This window comes from Acinetobacter sp. 797_lipA (assembly GCF_058243025.1).
In genome coordinates this window covers 707,495-729,363 of sequence record NZ_JBZAYQ010000001.1, presented here as the reverse complement: position 1 = coordinate 729,363, position 21,869 = coordinate 707,495, and the positions used below count along the sequence as shown (strand labels likewise).

Sequence of the window (21,869 nt, the reverse complement as noted above, 5' to 3'; positions counted from 1 at the left end):
AAGGATTCAGCTATGGGTATGAATGTTGGTTCCAATCAAGATGATGAAGATGTGATGCTTGATGTCAACATGACGCCTTTGATTGATGTCATGTTGGTATTACTGATTATGTTCATTATCACGATTCCATTGCCAAACAACGCCATTAATATCAACCTCCCGAATGGCACACCACCACCAGTTCAGGAAAAACCACCTGAAATCGTGGAACTACGCTTAGATGCTCAAGGCAAAATGTTTTGGAATGAACAAGCTGTGGAGTCCAAACAAGCGCTCGAAGCCTTGTTTCAAACCGTTGCTCAAAAAGCAGATCAAGACCAAATTAAACTCAAAGCTGACCGCGCAACGGAATATAAATACATTGCGATGGTCATGGCCGCAGCCCAACGCCTTGATGTGAAAAAAATTGGAGTCGTGAGTAATCAATAAATAAAACCGTCAAAAAACCGCTGACAACTTTTGCTGTTAGCGGTTTTTTTCTTTTTTAATGACTCTACGAATTACTTCAATACGGGGATGTCGATCCACAATGCTTGGGGAAAATGTGTCGCCAAATAAGCTTTTAAATAGCTCGCAGTATCTTTAGAAATGAGTTCATCTTGTGACTCATCATTTAAGTTATAGGCTAAAGCGTAAAGCTCTAAACCACGGCTTTTCAGTGCTTCTAAACTTAAAATGGTATGGTTAATACTGCCCAAACGCCCCGAACTCACCAAAATGACAGGCAGTTGCTTGGCTGCAATATAGTCAATGCTAAGCAAATCTGTGGTTAAAGGCACCATCAAACCACCCGCACCTTCTAACAACACCACCTCATATTTTTCAGCCAGCTGCTGAGTAGCACGCTCGATTTTTGCAAAATCAATCTCACGACCATCAATTTTAGTCGCTAAATGTGGCGATGCAGGATAACTAAAAATTTCAGGCATGGTCAGCTTACTGTCATCTTCAGGAAACCAGCCCATACCCATAATTTTACGGTGCTGTTCAATGTCTTCAGAAACATCAACATTGCCCGTTTGCACTAGCTTTTGGGTAATGGTTTTTTGGCCTTGCTCATTCCAAAGCTTGGCTAAGTAGCCCGTGGTATAGGTTTTCCCAATGCCTGTATCGATTCCACTGATAAAGTAAACTGATCCAGTCATGGCATTCTCCGTGCAATACAATAAATAGGGTGATAACTCAGGCGATAATGAATCTGTCCTAATGTATCGAGTTGTGAAAATTGTTGATAATCTTGATAAAAGCATTCGAGCGAGTGCTTGGTCCAACGAAAGCTCGATGCAGTTGCCGTGACACCAGTGGCTTTTAAATGTTGCAGTACCTGTTTCGGTGTCGCAAAGTCTAAGTACTCAATCTGTTCAGACAAATGCAGAACTTCAAAGCCTTGGTTTTGCAATTTTTCCCGTAGTTGATCGAGGTTGACATAATCTAAACCTTGCCCCGTTAAGGTCTTAATCTCTTGTAAATTCCGCTCCCCAAAAGTGGAAAAACAAAACAGCCCTTGTGGAAGCAGACTGCCATTCGCTTTCTGAAAAACAGCATCAAGATTCGTCATCCACTGCAGTGCAGAGGTCGATACAATCAGTTCTAAATGAGCTGGAAAAACAAGCTGTTCAATATCACCCAATAACCAGTCTATATTCGAATAACCCTGAAAGTGCTGCTGCACCTCGGCATACAAGTCATTCAGTAGATAGTGCTGAATTTGGAAATCTTTCAGCAATAAATGGCTTAAATTGCCTGAACCACAACCAATTTCAAACACCCGCTCAAATTGCGTTTTAGTGGCATAACATTGGATTAAATTAAAAAGCTGTCGCGCAATTTGTTTTTGCACAACCGCATGCTCACTGTAGCTTTGCCCTGCCTGAGCAAAGCGCAATGCGACTTGGGATTTATCAATCTCTAAATTCTTCACGACTCACTCACAACAACTGAATCAACTGATCTAAATCAGTATGGCGAACTTGAGCGGTCAAGGAAATACGTAGTCTAGAACTATGCTGCGGCACAGTCGGTGGTCGTACAGGCATAATATAAAAACCCGATTGTTGCAAAGCTTTTGCCTTCTCTACCGTTTTGCTCGAATCCCCGATGATCACAGGGACAATTTGAGACGTTGAAGGACAAGCAAAACCTTTGGTCTGAACTGCTTGCTGCAAGGTCTGACTGATACTGTGTAAATGCTGTCTTGAGGTCTTTAACTGCAAAACTTGTTGCAAGATAAAGTTACTCCACGCCATGCAGATCGGCGGTTGTGCCGTACTAAAAATCAATGGGCGCATCGTATTGATGAGATAGTCTCGAATCACAGGATGACAAATCAGATAACCACCAATTGAAGCCATAGCCTTACCCAAAGCACCAACCAAAAAGTCGATCTCATCAATCACTTGATATTGTTCGGCACAGCCTAAACCTTGCTCACCACGCACACCGATGCCATGTGCCTCGTCGACATAGAGCATGACTTTTTCAAACTGTTTTTTGATGCGAACCAATTCAGCCAAATCGGTTTCATCACCATCCATACTAAAAATGGACTCCGTCACCACAATGATTCGATCAAAAGTATCATCGGTATGATACTTCTGTAAAAGTTGGGTTAAATGTGCCAAGTCATTATGGCGATAACGTACCAACTTCGCTGTCGATAAACGAATACCATCAATCATGCTGGCATGGATTAATTTATCAGCCAGAATTAGCGTTTTACTGTCCGCTAACGCAGGTAAAATACCAATATTCATGTGATAGCCGCTGTTGAATACCAAAGCCGCTCGACCATGAAAAGCCTGACTTAGGCTGGCCTCAAACTGTTCATATTCTGGAAAATTACCCGTCAATAAACGTGAAGAAGCTGAACTCATCCAGCGCTGTGCGTTCGGTGTTTCATCGAAAAACTGCTCTCGCAATTCAATATTTGCAGCCAATCCTAGATAGTCATTCGATGCCAAATTCAACATCTCATGATCATGGATTCGAATCATCCGCCCTTGCTGCACATTGGACGTGAACTGGCGCAAATTGCCTTGCTGTTTAAGCACATCCAGTTGTGCTGCAAAATGCTCTACATGCTTCATACAACAGGCTCCTGCATCTGCACGACCACTTCAACCAATTGCTCAAGCAAGGTCTTGAGTTCCTGTGTACTAATCACATAAGGGGGCATCACATAGACCAGTTTTCCAAAAGGTCGCACCCAAATACCACGGCGGACAAACTCCTGTTGTAAGGTCTTCATATCCACATTAAACGTCAGCTCAACCACACCAATAGCACCCAATACACGAACCTCGTGTACATATTCAAGTGACTGCAACGGGGTCAAGGCGGTACGAAGTTGTGTTTCAATGCGTTGAATATTGCTTTGCCAATCTTGTGAAATGAGGAGTTCTGTACTTTTCGCGGCCACCGCACACGCCAAGGGATTGGCCATAAACGTTGGACCATGCATAAATACGCCCGCTTCGCCTCGACTGATGGTTTCAGCAATATGCTTTGTGGTTAAGGTTGCAGACAAGGTCATATAGCCGCCTGTCAAACCTTTACCCATACACATAATGTCAGGTTCGACCTGTGCATGCTCCCAAGCAAAGAGCTTCCCCGTACGCCCAAAACCCGTCGCAATTTCATCAAAGATCAGTAAAACACCGTATTTTTCGCAGAGCAATTTGGCCTGTCGTAAGTACTCAGGATGATAAAAACGCATCCCACCTGCACCCTGAACAATCGGCTCAATAATCAGCGCGGCGATAATTTCATGCTGTGTAGCTAAGGTGTTTTCAAGCTCATGGACGTCATCCTGATTCCATGCTGCATCAAAGGCAACTTGCGGTGCAGGAACAAAAATACGATTGGGTAAACTTGAGCCAAAAATTTGATGCATCCCTGTGACAGGGTCACAGACCGACATCGCATTCCATGTATCACCATGGTAGCCCGAACGCGGAGTGACAAAATTGGTTTTGTCTTGTTTCCCAAGCGAAGTCCAATATTGAACTGCCATCTTTAACGCCACTTCAACCGCAACAGAACCCGAGTCTGCATAGAAAATTTTATCTAAACTTGGCGGGGTGATTTGCAACAGTAATTTGCCCAGTTGAATGGCGGGATCATGGCTAAAACCACCAAACATAATATGCGACATGTTTTGCAGTTGATCCGTCACAGCCTGATTCAGTTCAGGATGATTATAGCCATGTATGGTGCACCACCACGAAGACATTCCATCAATCAACTGACTACCATCCTCTAGTTCAATGGTTGAACCAAAGGCTTTTTTAACTTTAAAGGTGGGGAGCGGATTGGTCATCGAGGTATAAGGATGCCAAATATGTTCCCGATCAAATGCCAAGTCATCCAACTCACCATCCAATTTGGCATTGATCTCAGTCATCCTTAACTCCATATCGACTACAGTTACAGCAAAATTTCAATTTGACTGATCTTAAACCTGCGCGCATCAAAAAGAAATTGCGATATTCGCCACTCAGCGAATTGTTTAATCCATTTTTTGTAAATATTGGCAGATTTTGTCAGTTACTTCATCGACATGAAAAACTGGAAGTCCATGTGAACCACTTAAAAGCATCGCATCTAAAAAAGTTGCACCTAAAGCTTTTAAATTATCCAAGACTTTGTAGCTAACTAAAAAATCTTGTTTAGCCAGCAGATGGAGTTGATGCCCCGTATAATTTTGTAAGATCTCAACCGTATTTAAATGCTCTAAGCAATTGAGTCCCTGTTTTAACAGATCTAAAGATTGAGGCTGAAGCAAACTTTGCAACTGCAAAAAATCTTGCTTGGTGGTTGCCGTCCCTTGGCATACCATAAATCCAAATTTCTTTAAGGTTGCAATCGCATCTTCTTCGAAGGATTGTTTAAAGTTTTGAAATGTCGCTGGACTCATCGCGGTTGGCCAGTTTTCATGCGCCACAAAGCACGGATTTGAAGCCAGAGTAATTAATGCTTTTTGCTGTTGATACTGCTGTTCAACAGCCTCGACCAATAAAGTCGCCAGTTGCCCCCCCAAAGACCAACCGATAATGACATCAAAGTCTTTGGCTTGTTCAGCATGTTGCTGCAACGCCTGTGTATCCAATCCATTAAAAATATTGATCAGCTCAACCGAATGGCCATTATGCTGCAAAGCATGAGTTAAAGGTTGCAGTAACTTGGCTCCACCACCCCAGCCCGTGATGAGTAAAATACGTTGATTCAATGCAGACTCTAAAACTGTAAATTTCAAACAGTATAAAACCTCAGACTCCGTTGCAAAGCAAGCCCTTTGAATGAACAGTAAATTTAAATAATTCAGATTTAGACACCAGAATCTCAGCACTTTAGTGCCATAAAATTTGCTAAGATCAATGAAATACATTTCTGGACAGCCTACACAATGAAAATAATGCAAATGGCAACGATTAGCTTAATTTCGCTAGGTAGTTTCTGTGCCATCAGTAGCGCCACTTATGCAGCACCGGCTTTTTCAAGCGCTTCATCAGACCAAAAACAATGGGTAGGCAAGCCCGCACCGAGTTTTAAGTTACAAGATCAAAATGCCAAATGGCATGAGCTCAAACAATATCAAGGCAAATGGGTGGTGTTATATTTTTATCCGAAGGATGACTCGCCGGGCTGCACCCAAGAAGCCAATCAGTTCAAAGCACTCTACCCACAATTTAGCAAAAATAATGCGGTGGTCTTAGGCGTGAGTGTGGACGATGTACAGTCGCATCAAAAATTTTCTAAAAAGTTGGGACTGAATTTCCCTATTTTGGCTGATCACAATCATCAACTGGCAAATCAACTCGGCATCGTGCGGAACTTGGGCATCGCGAAAATTGCGAAACGTGAAACCTTTCTGATTGACCCACAAGGTACGGTGGTCTATCACTACAGCAGTGTGAATACCCAAACCCATGCAGGACAAGTATTAGCAGATATTCAAAAGTTCTCTAAAAAATAACCCATACAAAAAAGCCTTCGGACATTGATTCGAAGGCTTTTTGATTACTCAGTACGTAAATGCAAAAGCCACCTTTACATAAAACTGGTAGCTGGCATCTCTTACATTTGAGACTGAATATAGTTTTGCAGACCAATCAATTCAATTAAACGTAATTGTTTTTCTAACCAATAAGTATGATCTTCTTCGGTATCTGACATTTGCTGACGTAACATGTCACGGGTAATGTAATCACCCTTTTCTTCACACAATTTTACGCCTTGCGCTAATTTTTCACGTACATGATATTCAAGCTTTAAATCGGCTTTTAAGCATGAAACCACATCTTCACCAATTTCAACGTCATCACGTTGCATATTCGGTGTGCCTTCCAAAAACAAAACACGGCGAATAATCGCATCCGCATGTTGTGCTTCTTCTTGCATTTCATGATCGATACGTTCAAAGATTTTGCTCAAACCCCAATCTTCATACATACGTGAATGAATGAGATATTGATCGCGTGCAGCCAATTCTCCACCGATCAACATATTTAAGTAGTCTACGACTTCAGGATTGCCACGCATTTCAAAATCTCCATTCTCTAATGCAACCATTATGGACACATTTAATTCACTTTGCAAAAGATAAATTATGTAAGTTTATGATTTTTATAAAATTAAAATGAGAAACATACGCATTTGCAGTATGAATCATCAAAATAATAGTTATAAAAGAAGCCTTTGCAAAACTTCACCGCTTTTACAAAGGCTTTTTAGGCTTGAACAGCCCTGTGCTTCATTTTGTAACCATTAAAAATGCTTCTTATTTCAACCTTAGAACGGTTCATAATCTTTCATTTTTTCTGAGCAACGGACCAAAGAGAACCCACTTCTGCGGACTGGACTCGGGCCTGAGCTTGGCGATAAAAACGGGAAAATAACCCTGCAAAAAGAATAGCAAAGACGTCAATCCACCATAAAGAGGAAAAAGATGACCATAGTCCAATCTCAGGTAAGAGCAGTGCTATAGCAGAAGTCAAAGGCATAAGCAGTAAAACAATCACAATCGACCGCAGTAACGTTGGTAATGCTCGCGCCGCGCCCAATACAAAGCTCAGCATTAAACTGAAGATAAAAATCGCATAATAGATATACATAAACCATGTGTTGATGCTGTGTAGTTCAGGGCTGAGTACATAGGCCCAACGCCCGATCAACATACTCATAACAATGCCAAAGACCGTTCCCAAACATGCGCCTATGGTTAAGTTTGCGATGAATTGCACATCTTTACGCTGTGCAGGTGGTGCTAAATTTGGATTTTTTTGTCGCTTTACACGCGATTCAATCCATAGAATATTGCCTGAATAAAATAAAAATGCTCCGCCCAGACCCAAGGCCAAATACAACCAACGGGTAAAATCTCCACCATAGTTACCAAAGTGCAAACTGAACATGGATCTAATCAGTTGATCTAGACCAGAACTTTGGGTATTTAAATTGGCTGTACTATAAGGTGCAGGCTGATAAGGATTGAAAAACATCACGTCGAAGTTATCACCACGTAACATCTGATCTGGACTATATAAACTGACGCGTGCCGATGCCTTGGCGGGTTGGTCTAGATTGTTAAAGCTTACAGACGAGACCTCATAGCCCTGCGCTTGCTGCTGTACCTGTAAGAGTATTTTTTCAACATCCAGTCGAGGAACTGGATCTACAATCTGCACCGCAGCGGGACGTTCAAACAATGGTTTGCCTTTGGACACCAACTGCCCCAAGCCATCATAAAATAAATCATGAAATGCAAAAACAATCACCGTCACACTAATCAAAATATGAAACGGTAAACTGGTAATGCCAATCACATTATGCGCATCGAGCCAAAAGCGTTTTTTGTTCTTGCCTTGCCGTATCGCAAAATAGTCTTTGACCAATGTCGGCAAGAGGATGATTAAACCTGTCATTAGCGCCAAAAAATATAAGACCGAAACCACACCCATCACATAAACACCGAGTGTATGATGCCCAAGCATCCCTGGAATGCCTGCCGTTTCGTGCAGTTGTTCAATCAACCAACCCAGTTTAGATAAGTTTTCTTGTTCAACCTGTAAAGTCCCATCTGGTTTCAGTGTTGCTAACATCGCGCTTTGATCGGTATCAAAGGCATGATCATCATGTGCTTGACTTTGCGCAGGTTGCCACTGAATCGGGGCATAATGAAACTCTTTGGAGTTTAAATTGATCTGGAAACTTTTTTGCGCTTCAGGATACTGCTGCTGTACCTGTGACACCAAATCGTTATACTGATGGAATTCAACCGTATTTAAACTTTGTTGCGGTGGCGTTGCCCACTTACTCAAATCATGCTGAAACATACTCAGCCCACCTGCAAAAAAGCAAATGAACAAGAGAATGCCTGCGCAAATTCCTACCCACGTATGTAACTCTTTGGCCAGTCGGAGAATATCTGTACGTACCTTCATGCTCTATTCCCCTCTGAGCCAAAATACGAGTGTGTAAGCCACAACATTGAAAAACAGATAAATCACAATGGACTGCCATCCGCGTGGAATAAAATAGGCCACAAAAAATAACGGTAGCCAAATCCAAGGAATCGACCACATCCCTAACTGTGGAGCAAGACTACGATACTCAGATTGCAGTCCCCACACCGTGATTAATGCAGCTAAAGCGAAAGCTAGGCTAAGTCCAAGGACTGCGCCCGCAAAGCTTTTCGTCCACCAGTCAGGTTGTATCTTTTGATCGCGTAGTAACCTCATGCGTCAAAGCCCCATGTAATAAAGGAATAAACGGCAGTACTGACCACAACACCAATGGCATCAGTAACCACATCAACACCGCCACCAGTTTTGGTAATACCGCCAATAAAAGAACCAATGCAAAAACAAAACTAATCCACCCGACCCAACGATACTTTTTCGCCACAGTCTGTTTAAGAACTGTTTGGTTAGGATGGGTCAAATACAGCAGCACACAACCACCACAGCACAGGAGTAAACCGAGAAATTTCATCATTGCGTTCAACTTAAATGAGGCAGCATTCAGACATAAAAAAAGCCCACTGCATCGCAATGGGCTGATCATAAAAATTAGAAATCGAAAGTGACGCCAAGTTTATAGGTACGTGCACCACCAACCGTTGCATAGTAAGAGTTGAACACACCTTCCCAGTATTTTTTATTAGTCACGTTATCTACATTGGCTCTAAAGGTAGTATTTACACCGCCAATTTTTGTCGCATATTTAGCCCCCAAATCTACAATCGTATAATCAGGCAGTTCTAACTTATTTGTAGAATCTAAGTACTGCTCGCTAACATAAGAAGCACGACCATTTACACTCAAGCCCTCAACGACAGGTATTTTATAGTCCAGACCTAGCCCCGCAGTAAAATCAGGCGTACCGATTACCGTATTGCCAACTTGAGATGCTGTCCCTGATTTCACATATTCAGCATCGATATAAGCTAAGTTCGCCATCAAACTTAAGTCTTCGGTTAGCTGTCCTGCTGTTGAAAGTTCGATACCGCGTGAACGCGTTTTGGCATCATCTGTTGTTATTTGAGTAGGCTCTAGACTAGCAGATTTACACTTAATTTTACCTAATGAGGTTCCACAGCTCAGTTGCTAACTCATTAGGTTCCCTCATCCAACGCCATTCAGTTTCTTTAAGATGATAATCAAAGTACTCTTTTGATATGCCGTTAAACTTTGCTAGCCTTCTTTTACAAAAGCTCCAAAATGATTCTATTCCATTTATATGGCATTGTCCTCTAGCAAACTCATTTGCTCCGTGATTTACCCTAAAATGCTTTGAATAACCCACATCAACAAGACCATTATAGCCACGCCATCCATCACTATAAATCACACTCTCAAGTGAAACTTTACCAATGATAACCTCTTGTAAAGTCTTCATTTTACAGTCAGGTACGATTTCAGTATAGACGCGCCCATTACGTTCGAATATTCCAAATACTGGCTGTTTTAGAGTCCCACGACCACGCTTTAACTTTCCATGAAACCCACGTTGCCTTTTCGCTCCAAAATAGCTTTCATCTACTTCTATTGAACCAACAAACTTAGCTCTTAAATCTGTTTGATGATCATAGATAGTTTCTCTAAAAAGCATGTACCAATAATTAATCGTATTACGATTTAAATTGAGTAATAAGGCTGTTTTGGAAGCAGGAATATCAACACAAAAGCATTGAATAATTTTTTTAATCTTGTAGTGACTTAATTTACTGTTTTCTATCATTATTCTAGACTAACATAATTATTCTGCTAGTCTAGAGCCTTGAGTATTACCATTGACGTCAGCTTGAGCAAACACTGTAACCATCGTATCTGGTTTTTCAATTTGATAAAGCGCTAAAGTATTGAGCCATGAACCAGCTTGATATTTTGTACCCACTTCATATTGTTTAGTTTGATATGGAGCAAAGGTTTTACCTTTATTCACATCATTAAGCGTTGAATCTATAGTTTTACCTTCAGACAACCCTTCTACATAGCTTGCGTAAAGTGATAAATCTTCTCCAAAAGGCTTAAGCACAATCCCTAGGCTCGGAGATACTTTATCTGAGTTATATGTTGACCTTGAATAAGGCACTAAAGACTCTGTCGAAATATCTTGATAACGCGCACCTAAAATGACTTGTAATTTATCGTCTAGCATCGACATTTGATCGGTTAAGGTATAGCTGACATAACGGTTATCTGCATATGGCCCAATATATGGCTTGGCTGTTGGCATCTGCCCAGATGCACCTACACTTGGGTCATAAAGATTTGTTGTAAACCCATTCGTCGGTAAGATAAAACCTGATGCTCTATTATTATAGTGCTGCCAATAATTGCGGGTTAAGTAATCCGCACGTAAGCCAAGCGTATGTTGAATGGCATCTGTTTCAAACTTCCCTTCTAGACCAAGATTAGCTGCGACTGCATGTTCTTGGTAACCCACTCGATAATATTGTGAACTTGCAGCACCTGTAGCCGCATTTGTTACAATCATCCGCGTACCAAAAATATGTCCCGCATATTCTTTTTCGTTATAGCCTGCACCAGCAAATACTTTTAAATTAGGACTAAATTTATATTCGCCTGATGCTCCTACATATTGGCTATTTTGTTCACCATGAATGTTTGGAAAGAAATTACTATCACCACTCGGCGCATCAATCACTTTTCCAATGGTTCCCATACTCACCATTACAGGTGAACCATTATCCCGCTTGTCTCTCACCGCATAAGCGTCAAAGTTTAGCTTCAACTTGTCTGTTGTATAGTCCAGTGCCACGACACCTGTTGCATTGGAATCATCCATCCCCTCAACGATATGTTCACCTTGTCCATAAGAACCGCTGACACGTACACCAAATTCATTGTTGTCGCCTAAACGTCTTGCAACATCGAAGCCTGACTTATAGTAGCCATCATCTTCATAGCTTGCACTTACACGTGTCAGATCTTGCTTGGCACGTTTGGTTTGTGCCATTACCACGCCACCAACACCACCCGCTGGCGCCATACCAGCTACCAAGGCATTTGGACCTTTAAGTACAGTGACCGAATCAATAATATCTGTCGGAATTCGACCTGTTGGAGCCATGCCATATAGGCCATTGATGTTGTAGTCTTCAAAACCCACAAAGAAACCACGAATCTGAACATTTTCATTTAAATGACCTGAATTGGTCGTTTCACGAATACTCGGATCATTTTTAAGAACTTCAGAGACCGTCGCTGCTTGGCTATCGATAATGGTTTTGGCGGTATATGTGGTGACACTAAAAGGCGTGTCAATCACAGACTTATTCCCTAAAGCACCCAAGTTAGCCGCCTTCGCCAATTTACCATCGGCATAGCCTTGTTGTGATTGCGCTTCTGATTTTAAGGCAGGTAAAACTGAAACCTCCTCTGCAAAAGCAAGCTGTAAACAGCCTCCACCCATCATCAAAAGCCCAACAGAGCTTGCAAGAATTTTCTTAGAGAAGGATTTCATTTTAAACAACACTTATTTTTAATGAGAATCATTATTATATGTAAAATAATTATCATTATTTATTGTATTTTATCATTTGACTTATCTATCTGATCTAAAATACAAATTTAAGGTTACTTCAAAAAATACGTTCTACTCGCTCATTTTCAATACAGTGTGGTGCAATATTATAAAATGACGCATAAGTCAGACACCTGTTCACCCCATAGGCAAAGACTTTCATGGCATTCACGTTTACACTAAGCCAATACTTAAAACAACAATGGGTAATCTATGACAAACTTAGCAACACAAGCACCGGTACTGGTTACAGGTGCATCGGGTTATATTGCCAGTTGGGTGATTCAAAAATTATTAACCCAAGGGTATACCGTTCATGCCACTGTACGTGACTTGAACAAAACCCAAAGCTTCGCGCATTTATCTAAAATTGCAGACAGCAGTGCTGGAACACTGAAACTATTTAAAGCCAATTTGCTCGAACCAAATTCATTTAGAGAAGCGATGCAAGGCTGTGAAATTGTCTTTCATATGGCCTCTCCTTTCGTCGTTACCAACTATAAAGATGCGGTGAAAGACATCATTGAACCTGCTGTTTTGGGTACAGAAAATGTCTTAAACACCGTCAATGAAACCGAGTCCGTTAAACGCGTTATTGTCACTTCGAGTATTGCATCGACCTATGGCGATGCCATTGATATTTTAAAAACAGATCACAATACTTTTGATGAAAGCCACTGGAACACCAGCAGTTCCGAGACCCATCAGCCTTATCCATATTCTAAAGTGATGGCTGAGCGTAAAGCTTGGGAAATGGCTGAGGCGCAAGATCGTTGGCAGTTGGTATGCATTAACCCTGCGTTGGTCTTTGGTCGTTCATTGACACCAAATACACAGTCAGGCTCAATTGAGGTCTTACAACAGTTTACCAATGGTTTGACTTTAGCTGGTGTCCCACCTATGTGGAATGGTGTGGTCGATGTTCAAGATGTTGCTGAAGCACACTTACAAGCAGCATTCAACCCAGAAGCAACGGGTCGTTACATCGTAAGTGGTGGAACTTTAAGTCTGCTTGAAATCGGTCAATTGCTTAAAGCACATTTTGGTTGGAAGTTTCCATTTCCACGAAATGAACTGCCCAAAGCAGCCTTTAAGGTGATTGGTCCATTCATTGGCTTTAGCCGCGAGTTTGTTGAATTGAATATGGGTTATCCGATTTATTTTGATGCGAACAAGAGCCAAAAAGAATTGGGTTTAGAGTATCGAGATGTCAAAAAAAGCCTCGTTGAGCACTTTCAACAATTGCTCGATGACGGTGTCATCAAGCAATATATTCCTTGAAATAAACAACCTAAGTTTGAATTAAATATTTCTCCAGCTTATTGAAGAAATGATCTTGGCGGAGTCTTATCAAGTTCTCACCCCATTTCATCATTAGCCTGCAGTTGGCCCTACTTTTGTTTCGGCAAAAGTAGGCAAAACCATTGTCATCTGCAAAACCTGACCACTTTTTGATGTATCAGAAATATGTCGCAGAAACATTATCTTACTTACACCACGCAGGTTGCAGATGACGTGCCCAAGTATCATATTTCTGATTTAACCTGAGTCAACAATCTAAACCTCTAACTGACCATAACCTTTCATCAGTTGAATAAACTCAGCTTCATTGATCACAGCAATACCGAGCTTCTCAGCTTTATCTAGCTTTGAACCTGCTTTTTCACCTGCAACAACACACTTGGTTTTACTCGACACACTACCACTCACACGTGCGCCCAGTGCTTGTAGGAGCTGCGTTGCTTCATCACGCCCCATCGTACTGAGTGTACCCGTCACGACCCAACTTTCACCATTTAAAGGTTGGCGACTTGGTGCCACAGGCGCGTCCCAGTGAATACCCGCTGCCAATAATCGGTCTAAAACTTCAAGATTATGCGGTGCTTGGAAAAAGTCGACAATCCACTCCGCCGTGATATCCCCCACATCTGGAGTTTTCTTTAAAGCGTCAATGTCTGCTACACGTAGCGCATCTAAAGTTTGGAAAGTATTGGCCAACATACGTGCTGTGGTTTCACCCACTCCACGAATCCCCAGTGCATAAATAAATGCAGCCAAAGTGGTTTTCTTACTATTTTCAATCGAATCAATCAAGTTCTGAACGGACTTCTCACCCATTTTTTCAATGGTTAATAGTTTTTCTCGGTGCTCGTGTAGGTGATAAATATCAGCCACATCTTTAAGCAGATCAAGATGTAACAGTGATTCGACCCAACGATCCCCCAAACCTTCAATATCAAGAGCTTTACGTGACACGAAGTGGCGAATCGCCTCAATACGCTGTGCAGCACAATACAAACCACCTGAGCAACGTGCTAAAGCTTCACCTTCGGGCATCACCACTGGCGATTCACATACGGGACACTGGCTCGGGAGTTCAACTTCAGTGGCATCGACAGGACGGAATTCAGGCCACACTTTTTCCACTTTGGGAATCACATCACCACTACGGTAAACACTGACAGTATCGCCAATTCGCACATCTAAACGGTGAATTTCCCCAATATTATGCAAGGTCACATTTGAAACGGTCACGCCGCCCACAGCAACAGGATTCAAACGCGCCACAGGGGTCAATGTACCTGTACGCCCCACTTGCCAGTCAATATTTTCAACCGTGGTGAGCGCAGCCACCGCAGGGAATTTATAAGCCGTTGCCCAACGCGGTTCACGACTTAAAAAACCGAGCTGTTGCTGTTGTTTGAGGCTATTGACCTTAATCACCATGCCGTCAATTTCCACACTCAATTGTGGTCGTTCCGCATTGATTTGCTCATATACAGCTTGAACTTCTTGAATACTATCGCAGACAAAATGACGCTCACCAACTGCAAAACCAAACTGTTGCAACCACGCTAGACTTTCCGACATGGTACTTTGACCATGATTGGGTTCACACTGCGCAATACCATAAGCATAAAATGCGAGTGGACGCGAAGCCGCAATTTTCGGGTCTAACTGACGTAAACTTCCCGCTGCGGCATTACGTGGGTTGGCAAAAGTCTTCTCACCTTTGGCTTCATTTTCTGCATTGAGCTTTTCAAATCCTGCTTTAGGCATCAAAACTTCGCCACGAACCTCCAGTAACGTAGGTACTTCACCCTGATCTATACTCAACACCTTCGGCAAGTTACGAATGGTTTTGACATTTTGAGTAATGTCTTCCCCTGTTTCACCATCACCACGCGTCACTCCACGCACCAGCACACCTTGTTCATACCACAGTGAAATGGCAAGACCATCAAACTTCAGTTCGACATCATATTGAATCGTTTGATTCGGCAACCGTTCTTCTGCACGGCGTGCAAAAGCAAAGAGTTCTTCTTGATTAAACACATTGCCTAAAGACAGCATCGGTACCACATGCGTCACGCTCGTAAACTTCGCCAAAGGTTTACCACCAACTTTATTGATCGGGCTATCTGGCTGAATACACTCAGGGTATTGTTCTTCTAAAGCTTTCAACTGATGAAAAAGTTGATCATATTCACTGTCTAAAATGGTCGGCTGATCCATCACATAATAAGCATGATTATGCTGTGCCAAAATTTGGATCAGTTGACGCATTTGCGCAACGACAGTCGAAGGTTGAGTCATAATTTCACCATAAAAAAGGGCGGTCTTTGTTCCGCCCTAAAAATTGTATTTCTACTGTCTATTATAGAAATCGTTACCGCTGCTTTCAATCAGATTAAGCGTCGATTGCTTGTCCAGCACGGTAATCAATCGCCAAGTGGCGCCAATGCTCACGCAGTTGTGGCGTAAACTCTTGGTTGTTTTGATCATAAACTGTTCCATCGATTTCACGGGCAATCAAACGTGAAATACTGTCCATGGTGTCGAAGGCATTTTGGACATCGCGGTGTGGTAAGGCCAAGAAAAATGCCAAGCCTTTAATTGGATCGGTCGACAGATTTTCCAAGTCAAAACCATCCATGCCTGTATCGGTAATTTGCAACACAGAGAACAGTAACTTGGTTCCATCTTCGTTATAGCGATGGAAACAAGACATTTCGCCAAAACGTAAACCATACTTCATTAAAACTTTTAAAGTTTTCTCACCAGACAACGCACGGCGTTCAGGATAAACATTCAGGGCAATAAACGACTCTGCTGTGGCTAAGGTACTTTCATCATCGACAATTTTTTGCTCATACAAATGTGCATCTAAAATGCTGCTTTCATCGTCAAACTCTGAAATTTCGGCTTTTTCGACATTGGCATTTAAACTAAATTCAGCTTTATCCGCTTTTGCTTGGTCATCAACAAGCGAGGAGCTTGCGCTTTCAGTCGTTAATTCCGTTGCATCTGCTACAGCATTTTCAGGAGCGACTGAGTCTACTGCCTTATTTTCTACCTCAGCTGACGCATCCAAACTTGGTTCCATGCTGCTGCTTTCGAGCACAGTGTCTGCATCCAAAGCTTTTGGTTCGGCTTTTTCAGACAGTGCCTCTTCTACAGAACTTTCGTTTAAAGTCGGCTCTTTACGTTCAGCCTCTTCAACTGATGTCGTTTGCAGTTGGTCACGTACGTGACGCGGGATAATCGGTTTTTGACTGTCAGCATCGATATGCAATGCGGACTCAAGTGAAGGCGCTGCATCTGCCGGCTTTCTAAAAATCATTCGAACCCCAAACAGCATAATGATCACTGCTATGACGATACCAATAATTGTTGTGTATTCCATCTTATTAGGCCTCCGCGACTAAACCGTATTCTTTTGCCTGTTCTAAATTTACAGTCACTAATTTTGATGTTCCCGGTTCAGGCATCGTAACACCTAACAAGTCGGTCGCCATCGTCATTGCGAGTTTATTATGGGTAATGTAAATGAATTGCACCTGTTCAGAAAGCTCTTTTACAAGATTACAAAATCTTCCCACGTTCGCATCATCCAAAGGCGCATCAACTTCATCCAAAACACAAAATGGTGATGGGTTGAGACGGAAAATTGCAAACACCAAGGCCAACGCAGTCAGGGCTTTTTCTCCCCCTGAAAGTAGCGCCAATGAGCTATTGCGTTTACCTGGCGGACGGGCCATGAGTTTAACCCCAGACTGCCAGTCATCTTCCAAAGTCAGACTCGCTTCACCACCATTGAAAACTTTCGGGAACAGATCTTGTAGTTCGGTATTAACCCGATCAAAAGTGCTCATGAACAGTTTACGGGTTTCTTGGTCAATACTTTTCATTGCAGCACGTAACTGCTCAACGGTATTTTCCAAATCTTGAATTTGATGACTCAACTCTTCAAAGCGTTTTGATACTTCTTCATATTCTTCTGAAGCCGCTAAATTGACGGCACCCAATTTCTCAAACTGCTGCTGCGCTTTTTCCAAAATCTGTTGATGGCTACTAATATCAATACTCAAACTCACAACAGGTTCAACATTCATTTCTTTGAGCTGTTCAGAATAATGTTGTAAGTCTGACTTTGCCGCTTGCCACGCCAAACGTTTCTCTTCTAACTGGGTTCTTAGCTTTTCATCTTGTTGTTGCTGATGATGACGGTGTTCGGTCAAACTTTGCTGGCGCTCTTGCACTGCATTCAGTTCAACTTGCCATTCAGACCATGTCTTTTGCAGCTTTTCAGTGATCTGTGCTTGTTCGCTAAACTGGCTTTCCAAGGCAGGCAGCTCAAGTTGTACAGGGTCAATAAACTTTTTGGCCTGCTCCATCTGCGACAAAATTTGCTGATACTGCGCTTTTAAGAAAGTACTGTCTTTCTCTAACAGTTCAATCTGCTGTGTGGTTTGCACCGCCTGACGACGCACCATTTCAAGCGCCTGCCAAACCTGCTGTGCCTGCTGCTGGCTATCATCCAGTTGCTCAGTCAATGACTCCACTTGGAACTGCATGGTTTTATAGTTTGGCAAGTTTTGCTCTAGCTTAATAGTCAATGCATGCAGATCAATCTCTAGATCATCTTTTTGCATGGCATCTTCTTCAAGCTGACTGTCTAGCTGCGCCAGTTGATTGGCCAATTGTTGCTTTTGCACTTCAAAGGCTTGGTTGGTACTTTGCACTTTGGCAATATTCAAATCAATCTGCTGCGTCGCTTGAACTTCTTTTTTCAACAGTTGTTGATCCGCTTTTAACTGCTCATCCACCGCTTGGACTTGAGTACGAAGCTCGGTAGTTTTCGTTTCAAGCTGAGTCAGAAGTCCCGTTTTTTCAGCAAGGGTCTGTTCAATTTCATCTAAACGAATCCGATGGCTTAGCGCACCCTGTCCAGCTTGGCTTGCTTCGTCATAATCCAAACCAATCACCCAGTCCACGCCGACATGGTAACCGTCTAAACTCAGAAGAGACTGACCATCTTTCAATTGCTTTTGCAGGGCCAAGGCTTGTTTTAAGTTGGTGGTCACCCCCACCTGCTGCCACAAAGAAGATTGCGGTGATTCAATCCAACTGGCTAGGCTATCGCAACCTGCAATTTCGATCTGTTCAACATGCGGCTGAGGCGTTAACTGACGTGCAACGGCATCGGTGAATGCATCGCTGTTTTCCAAACAATGCGCAGAAAGCCATTTGGCTAAGAATTTCTCGACCAGCGCGGCATGGGTTTTAGCCGCATCTTTAAGCTGCAGCACATGCATCAACTGTGGATGATCACTATTTTTTAAGGCACTGACTTTGACCAACAACTGCTTTAGATGTTTCTGTTCTGCACTTAAGACCTGTATATCTGCTTTGTGCTGATTCAACTCAGTTTGAACAGCTTGATGTTGGATACGCAAATCATCCAGCTGCAACTGTACCTCAATGATACTTTGCTCACGTTGTAACTGCTGTGCCTCGGCATCTTGCTTGGCATTTAGCAGTTGGTCAATCGCATCCAACTGGCTTTGGTTTTGAATTTGCGCTGCTTGCTGCTCTAAAATCTGCTTTTGCTGTTCAAAGCGTAAAATATTTTTGGCCAACTGTTCACTTTGCGCCAACATTTGCGTTTTTTGTTGCTGCTGTTTTTCAACCAAACTTTTGACTTGTTCAAACTGTTGAAGCAGCTGTTGCTGCTGTGCTTTTAAATCCGTTAAACCTTGGCTTTGCTGTTGGTTTTGACTTTCTTGCTGTTGTAACTGTTCGGTATGAAGCTCATTTTGTTCGTGCAAACTTTCCAGTTGTAACTCGATCAGTTGCATACGTTCTTTGGTTTGCGCCTTCTGCTGTTCAAGCTGTGCCAAAGTGGTGGTGTTTTGCTGGAACAGGCTCTGCTTTTGTTCCAAAGTCATTTTCAGCTCAGCCAGCTTTTTCTCGGCCTGTTGCCACTCACTTTGTAGTGGCGTGGACTGCTGAATCAGACGTTGAAATAGCTCACTGGTTGACGTCAAATCATGCTCTAAAGTGGTTAACTCTGAACGCACCAACTTGAACTGATCGCCCAAATCATTCATGTGCAGCGTATATTCTTGCTGTAAACGGCTGCTTTGTTCACATTGAAAAGATAAAACTTCGACTTTAATGGTGCGAATTTGGCTTTCCAGTGTTTTGTACTGAATCGCGGTTTCAGCCTGACGTTTTAAAGTTTTTAACTGTGATCTTAACTCGGAGGCAATGTCTTCTAAACGCGATAAATTTTGCGTAGTGTGATCCAAATGCAATAAAGTTTCGCGGCGACGTGCTTGATAACGCGAAACCCCTGCGGCTTCCTCAATAAAAACCCGCATTTCTTCAGGTTTTGCATCGACCAAACGGTTGATCATGCCCTGTTCAATAATCGAATAAGAACGTGGCCCTAAACCTGTGCCCAAAAATATATCGGTAATGTCCCGACGACGGCACTTAGTACCATTTAAAAAGTATTCAGACTTGCCATCTCGGTTGACCTGACGTTTAACCGCCAGTTCAGTATAGGCATTATAGCTACCACCCAACTTGCCATAAGTGTTGTCAAAACGCAGTTCTACACTGGCGACACTGACAGGTTTGCGCTTTGCCGTACCGGTAAAAATGACATCCTGCATACTACCGCCACGCAACTGACGAGCACTGGATTCGCCCATGACCCAGCGAATAGCATCGATCACATTGGATTTGCCACAACCGTTCGGCCCAACCACTGCTGTGCGGTTATCTTTAAAGTGTAATGTGGTACTGTCGGCAAAAGATTTGAAGCCGGAAAGTTTTAAACTGCTTAAACGCATAATGTCCTGACTAACGTCGTGAGCGTCTCGCCCACGCAAGTTCAATTTGTTTCATTCGGGTCAGAGATTCCAACACCAAGTTACGTAAGTGTCGACAAAAATCTTCCATAAATAAAGTAGCTTGTTGTGATTTTCTGATTAAAACCGCATCAGTCACCAGTTTAAATAAATCATAAGATTCTTGTAACTCTCTACGCGAAGTATTTAAGGTTAAAAAATAGCTCCGACGTATCGAGGGTAACAGTTCTTGGTAAAACTTCATCAAATAAGCATTGCCCACCATTTCATGCTGGCGCGCCAATCCTTCAAAAATCAAATCATAAAATTTTTCGATACTGCCCTGTTTCAGTTGATTCCCCAACTCATCCAATAACAGCTGTAAACGTTCCGCTTCATAGCTGCGCCATGTTTCCGCAATACGTTGCACAATTTGCCCCAACAGCAGACTGCTGGTGTCAAACAAGGCGCGCACTTGCTGAGCGGACATTTCAGAGACTATAGCGCCGCGACGCGGGTAGATTTCAATCAGATGTGTACGTTCAAGCAGTAACAAGGCCTCACGCACCGAGCCGCGACTCACATCCAGTTCAGCAGCAATACGTAATTCTTGTATGCGCTCACCTTCGACCAACTCACCGCGAATGATTTGTTCACTGATGTGCTTGGCAATTTGTTCGGACAAACTCTCTGTATCATGTGCTTGCATACTGTTCCTAACTTGTTTTTATAAGATGCAATCCATGGTCTTTAGTGACCTATTTTTAGGTTTTACCCGATCTTAAACGCTAAACACTATGTCATTGTCTAACAATTTTACCGTCTATAATGCCAATCAATAGCAACGCACACAACATTGTCAAAGAAATTAAGAACTAAAACCTTGATAAATAAAATATAAACCAACTACCACCAACAAACCAGCAAAACACTTTTTCAACATCGCAGGCGATAAAAGATGCGCCACTTTCGCACCAAACTTTGCGGTGATAAAACTCATGACCGCAATCCCGAAAAATGCATAGACATGAATATAACCAATGGTATTCGGTACATTCACTTCAGCCCGATGCCCGAACCACATAAAACCTATAGCGCCAGCCACTGCAATTGGTAAGCCACAAGCAGCTGACGTCGCTACCGCTTTTTGCATAACCACACCATGACGGTTTAAGTACGGCACCGTCAAGCTTCCCCCACCAATGCCAAAGATCGCAGAAGCCACACCAATGCCTGCACCGACAAATAACTGTTTACCCGTAGACGGTAACTGACGCGATGGATCGACCTCAATATGTGCTCCACTAAACATTTTGTACGCCACCCACACCGCAAAAAAACCGATCAGCAGTTGTAAACCATGTCCCGACATATAGTCTGCAATGCCCGCACCTAAAAAAGCACCCATGACTAGACCTGGGGCCAAATTGCGAAACACCGGCCACAACACGGCTCCACGTTTATGATGCGCACTCACGGAACTCATTGACGTGACAATAATAGTCGCTAGTGATGTGCCAACCGCCATATGCATAATGACACTCGGGTCATAGTTCAGGTGAGTAAAAACCACATATAAAATCGGGATGATAATGAGTCCACCACCAACCCCAAATAGCCCCGCAGCAAAACCAGCGATTGCGCCAATCAGTAAATATATGATTAACTCCATGATCATTT

At 42.6% G+C, this 21,869-nt stretch carries 18 protein-coding genes and 2 pseudogenes; 3 read left to right on the top strand and 17 right to left on the bottom strand.

What is annotated here, in order from left to right; genetic code table 11:
- The first annotated feature begins 12 nt into the window (after positions 1-12).
- On the top strand, positions 13-429 hold the full coding sequence (locus AC4CU2_RS03550) for an ExbD/TolR family protein (protein WP_004695313.1): 417 nt from the start codon (positions 13-15) through the stop codon (positions 427-429).
- A gap of 71 nt (positions 430-500) precedes the next feature.
- On the opposite strand, the gene bioD is transcribed toward AC4CU2_RS03550, so the two are convergent.
- From bioD to AC4CU2_RS03525, 5 genes are all read right to left on the bottom strand, one after another.
- Complete coding sequence (gene bioD / locus AC4CU2_RS03545; protein ID WP_078426138.1) at positions 501-1,145, bottom strand: dethiobiotin synthase; 645 nt, start codon at positions 1,143-1,145, stop codon at positions 501-503.
- Complete coding sequence (gene bioC / locus AC4CU2_RS03540) at positions 1,142-1,921, bottom strand: malonyl-ACP O-methyltransferase BioC (RefSeq protein WP_490768272.1); 780 nt, start codon at positions 1,919-1,921, stop codon at positions 1,142-1,144. The genes bioD and bioC overlap by 4 nt, the downstream gene beginning before the upstream one ends.
- Positions 1,922-1,928: 7 nt before the next feature.
- Positions 1,929-3,086: an 8-amino-7-oxononanoate synthase gene (locus tag AC4CU2_RS03535; RefSeq protein WP_201952267.1), complete on the bottom strand. Its 1,158-nt coding sequence runs from the start codon at positions 3,084-3,086 to the stop codon at positions 1,929-1,931.
- Positions 3,083-4,402: an adenosylmethionine--8-amino-7-oxononanoate transaminase gene (gene bioA / locus AC4CU2_RS03530; protein WP_201952270.1), complete on the bottom strand. Its 1,320-nt coding sequence runs from the start codon at positions 4,400-4,402 to the stop codon at positions 3,083-3,085. Before bioA ends, AC4CU2_RS03535 begins: the two co-directional genes overlap by 4 nt.
- A gap of 105 nt (positions 4,403-4,507) precedes the next feature.
- A complete protein-coding gene (locus AC4CU2_RS03525; protein WP_201952273.1) occupies positions 4,508-5,254 on the bottom strand; it encodes an alpha/beta hydrolase family protein in 747 nt (248 codons plus the stop codon).
- A 150-nt stretch (positions 5,255-5,404) separates the two neighbouring features.
- Between AC4CU2_RS03525 and AC4CU2_RS03520 the strand changes: the two genes are divergently transcribed.
- The gene (locus AC4CU2_RS03520; protein ID WP_201952276.1) at positions 5,405-5,974 is read left to right on the top strand and encodes a peroxiredoxin; all 570 of its coding nucleotides are present in this window, start codon (positions 5,405-5,407) and stop codon (positions 5,972-5,974) included.
- Between the two features lie 101 nt (positions 5,975-6,075).
- Here AC4CU2_RS03520 and ftn read toward each other — a convergent pair whose 3' ends face one another.
- The 7 genes and pseudogenes from ftn to AC4CU2_RS03485 all read right to left on the bottom strand — a co-directional run.
- Positions 6,076-6,540 (bottom strand): heteropolymeric bacterioferritin subunit Ftn, encoded by a 465-nt coding sequence (gene ftn / locus AC4CU2_RS03515; RefSeq protein ID WP_004695301.1) that lies wholly within the window; start codon positions 6,538-6,540, stop codon positions 6,076-6,078.
- Positions 6,541-6,809: 269 nt separating this feature from the next.
- Positions 6,810-8,441: a PepSY-associated TM helix domain-containing protein gene (locus tag AC4CU2_RS03510; RefSeq protein WP_201952278.1), complete on the bottom strand. Its 1,632-nt coding sequence runs from the start codon at positions 8,439-8,441 to the stop codon at positions 6,810-6,812.
- Between the two features lie 3 nt (positions 8,442-8,444).
- Entirely contained in the window at positions 8,445-8,738 is a 294-nt protein-coding gene (locus AC4CU2_RS03505; RefSeq protein ID WP_201952280.1) for a hypothetical protein, read from the bottom strand.
- Positions 8,704-8,994 (bottom strand): hypothetical protein, encoded by a 291-nt coding sequence (locus AC4CU2_RS03500; protein WP_201952283.1) that lies wholly within the window; start codon positions 8,992-8,994, stop codon positions 8,704-8,706. The genes AC4CU2_RS03505 and AC4CU2_RS03500 overlap by 35 nt, the downstream gene beginning before the upstream one ends.
- A gap of 74 nt (positions 8,995-9,068) precedes the next feature.
- A pseudogene (locus AC4CU2_RS03495) lies at positions 9,069-9,545 on the bottom strand (TonB-dependent receptor domain-containing protein); the annotation flags it as partial.
- A 31-nt stretch (positions 9,546-9,576) separates the two neighbouring features.
- On the bottom strand, positions 9,577-10,239 hold the full coding sequence (locus tag AC4CU2_RS03490; protein WP_016651315.1) for an IS1595-like element ISAcra1 family transposase: 663 nt from the start codon (positions 10,237-10,239) through the stop codon (positions 9,577-9,579).
- Between the two features lie 86 nt (positions 10,240-10,325).
- A pseudogene (locus AC4CU2_RS03485) lies at positions 10,326-11,988 on the bottom strand (TonB-dependent receptor); the annotation flags it as partial.
- 273 nt (positions 11,989-12,261) lie between these two features.
- Here AC4CU2_RS03485 and AC4CU2_RS03480 point away from each other — a divergent pair.
- Entirely contained in the window at positions 12,262-13,329 is a 1,068-nt protein-coding gene (locus tag AC4CU2_RS03480) for an SDR family oxidoreductase (protein WP_201952290.1), read from the top strand.
- A gap of 276 nt (positions 13,330-13,605) precedes the next feature.
- Here AC4CU2_RS03480 and ligA read toward each other — a convergent pair whose 3' ends face one another.
- The 5 genes from ligA to AC4CU2_RS03455 form a co-directional block, all read right to left on the bottom strand.
- Complete coding sequence (gene ligA, locus AC4CU2_RS03475; protein ID WP_201952292.1) at positions 13,606-15,645, bottom strand: NAD-dependent DNA ligase LigA; 2,040 nt, start codon at positions 15,643-15,645, stop codon at positions 13,606-13,608.
- Positions 15,646-15,739: 94 nt separating this feature from the next.
- Positions 15,740-16,735, bottom strand: a complete 996-nt coding sequence (locus AC4CU2_RS03470; protein ID WP_201952294.1) for a cell division protein ZipA C-terminal FtsZ-binding domain-containing protein — start codon at positions 16,733-16,735, stop codon at positions 15,740-15,742.
- Between the two features lie 4 nt (positions 16,736-16,739).
- Positions 16,740-20,192 (bottom strand): chromosome segregation protein SMC, encoded by a 3,453-nt coding sequence (smc, locus tag AC4CU2_RS03465; protein ID WP_201952296.1) that lies wholly within the window; start codon positions 20,190-20,192, stop codon positions 16,740-16,742.
- A gap of 10 nt (positions 20,193-20,202) precedes the next feature.
- Complete coding sequence (locus tag AC4CU2_RS03460; protein WP_004983028.1) at positions 20,203-20,898, bottom strand: GntR family transcriptional regulator; 696 nt, start codon at positions 20,896-20,898, stop codon at positions 20,203-20,205.
- A 159-nt stretch (positions 20,899-21,057) separates the two neighbouring features.
- A complete protein-coding gene (locus AC4CU2_RS03455; RefSeq protein WP_201952298.1) occupies positions 21,058-21,861 on the bottom strand; it encodes a sulfite exporter TauE/SafE family protein in 804 nt (267 codons plus the stop codon).
- Positions 21,862-21,869: the final 8 nt, after the last annotated feature.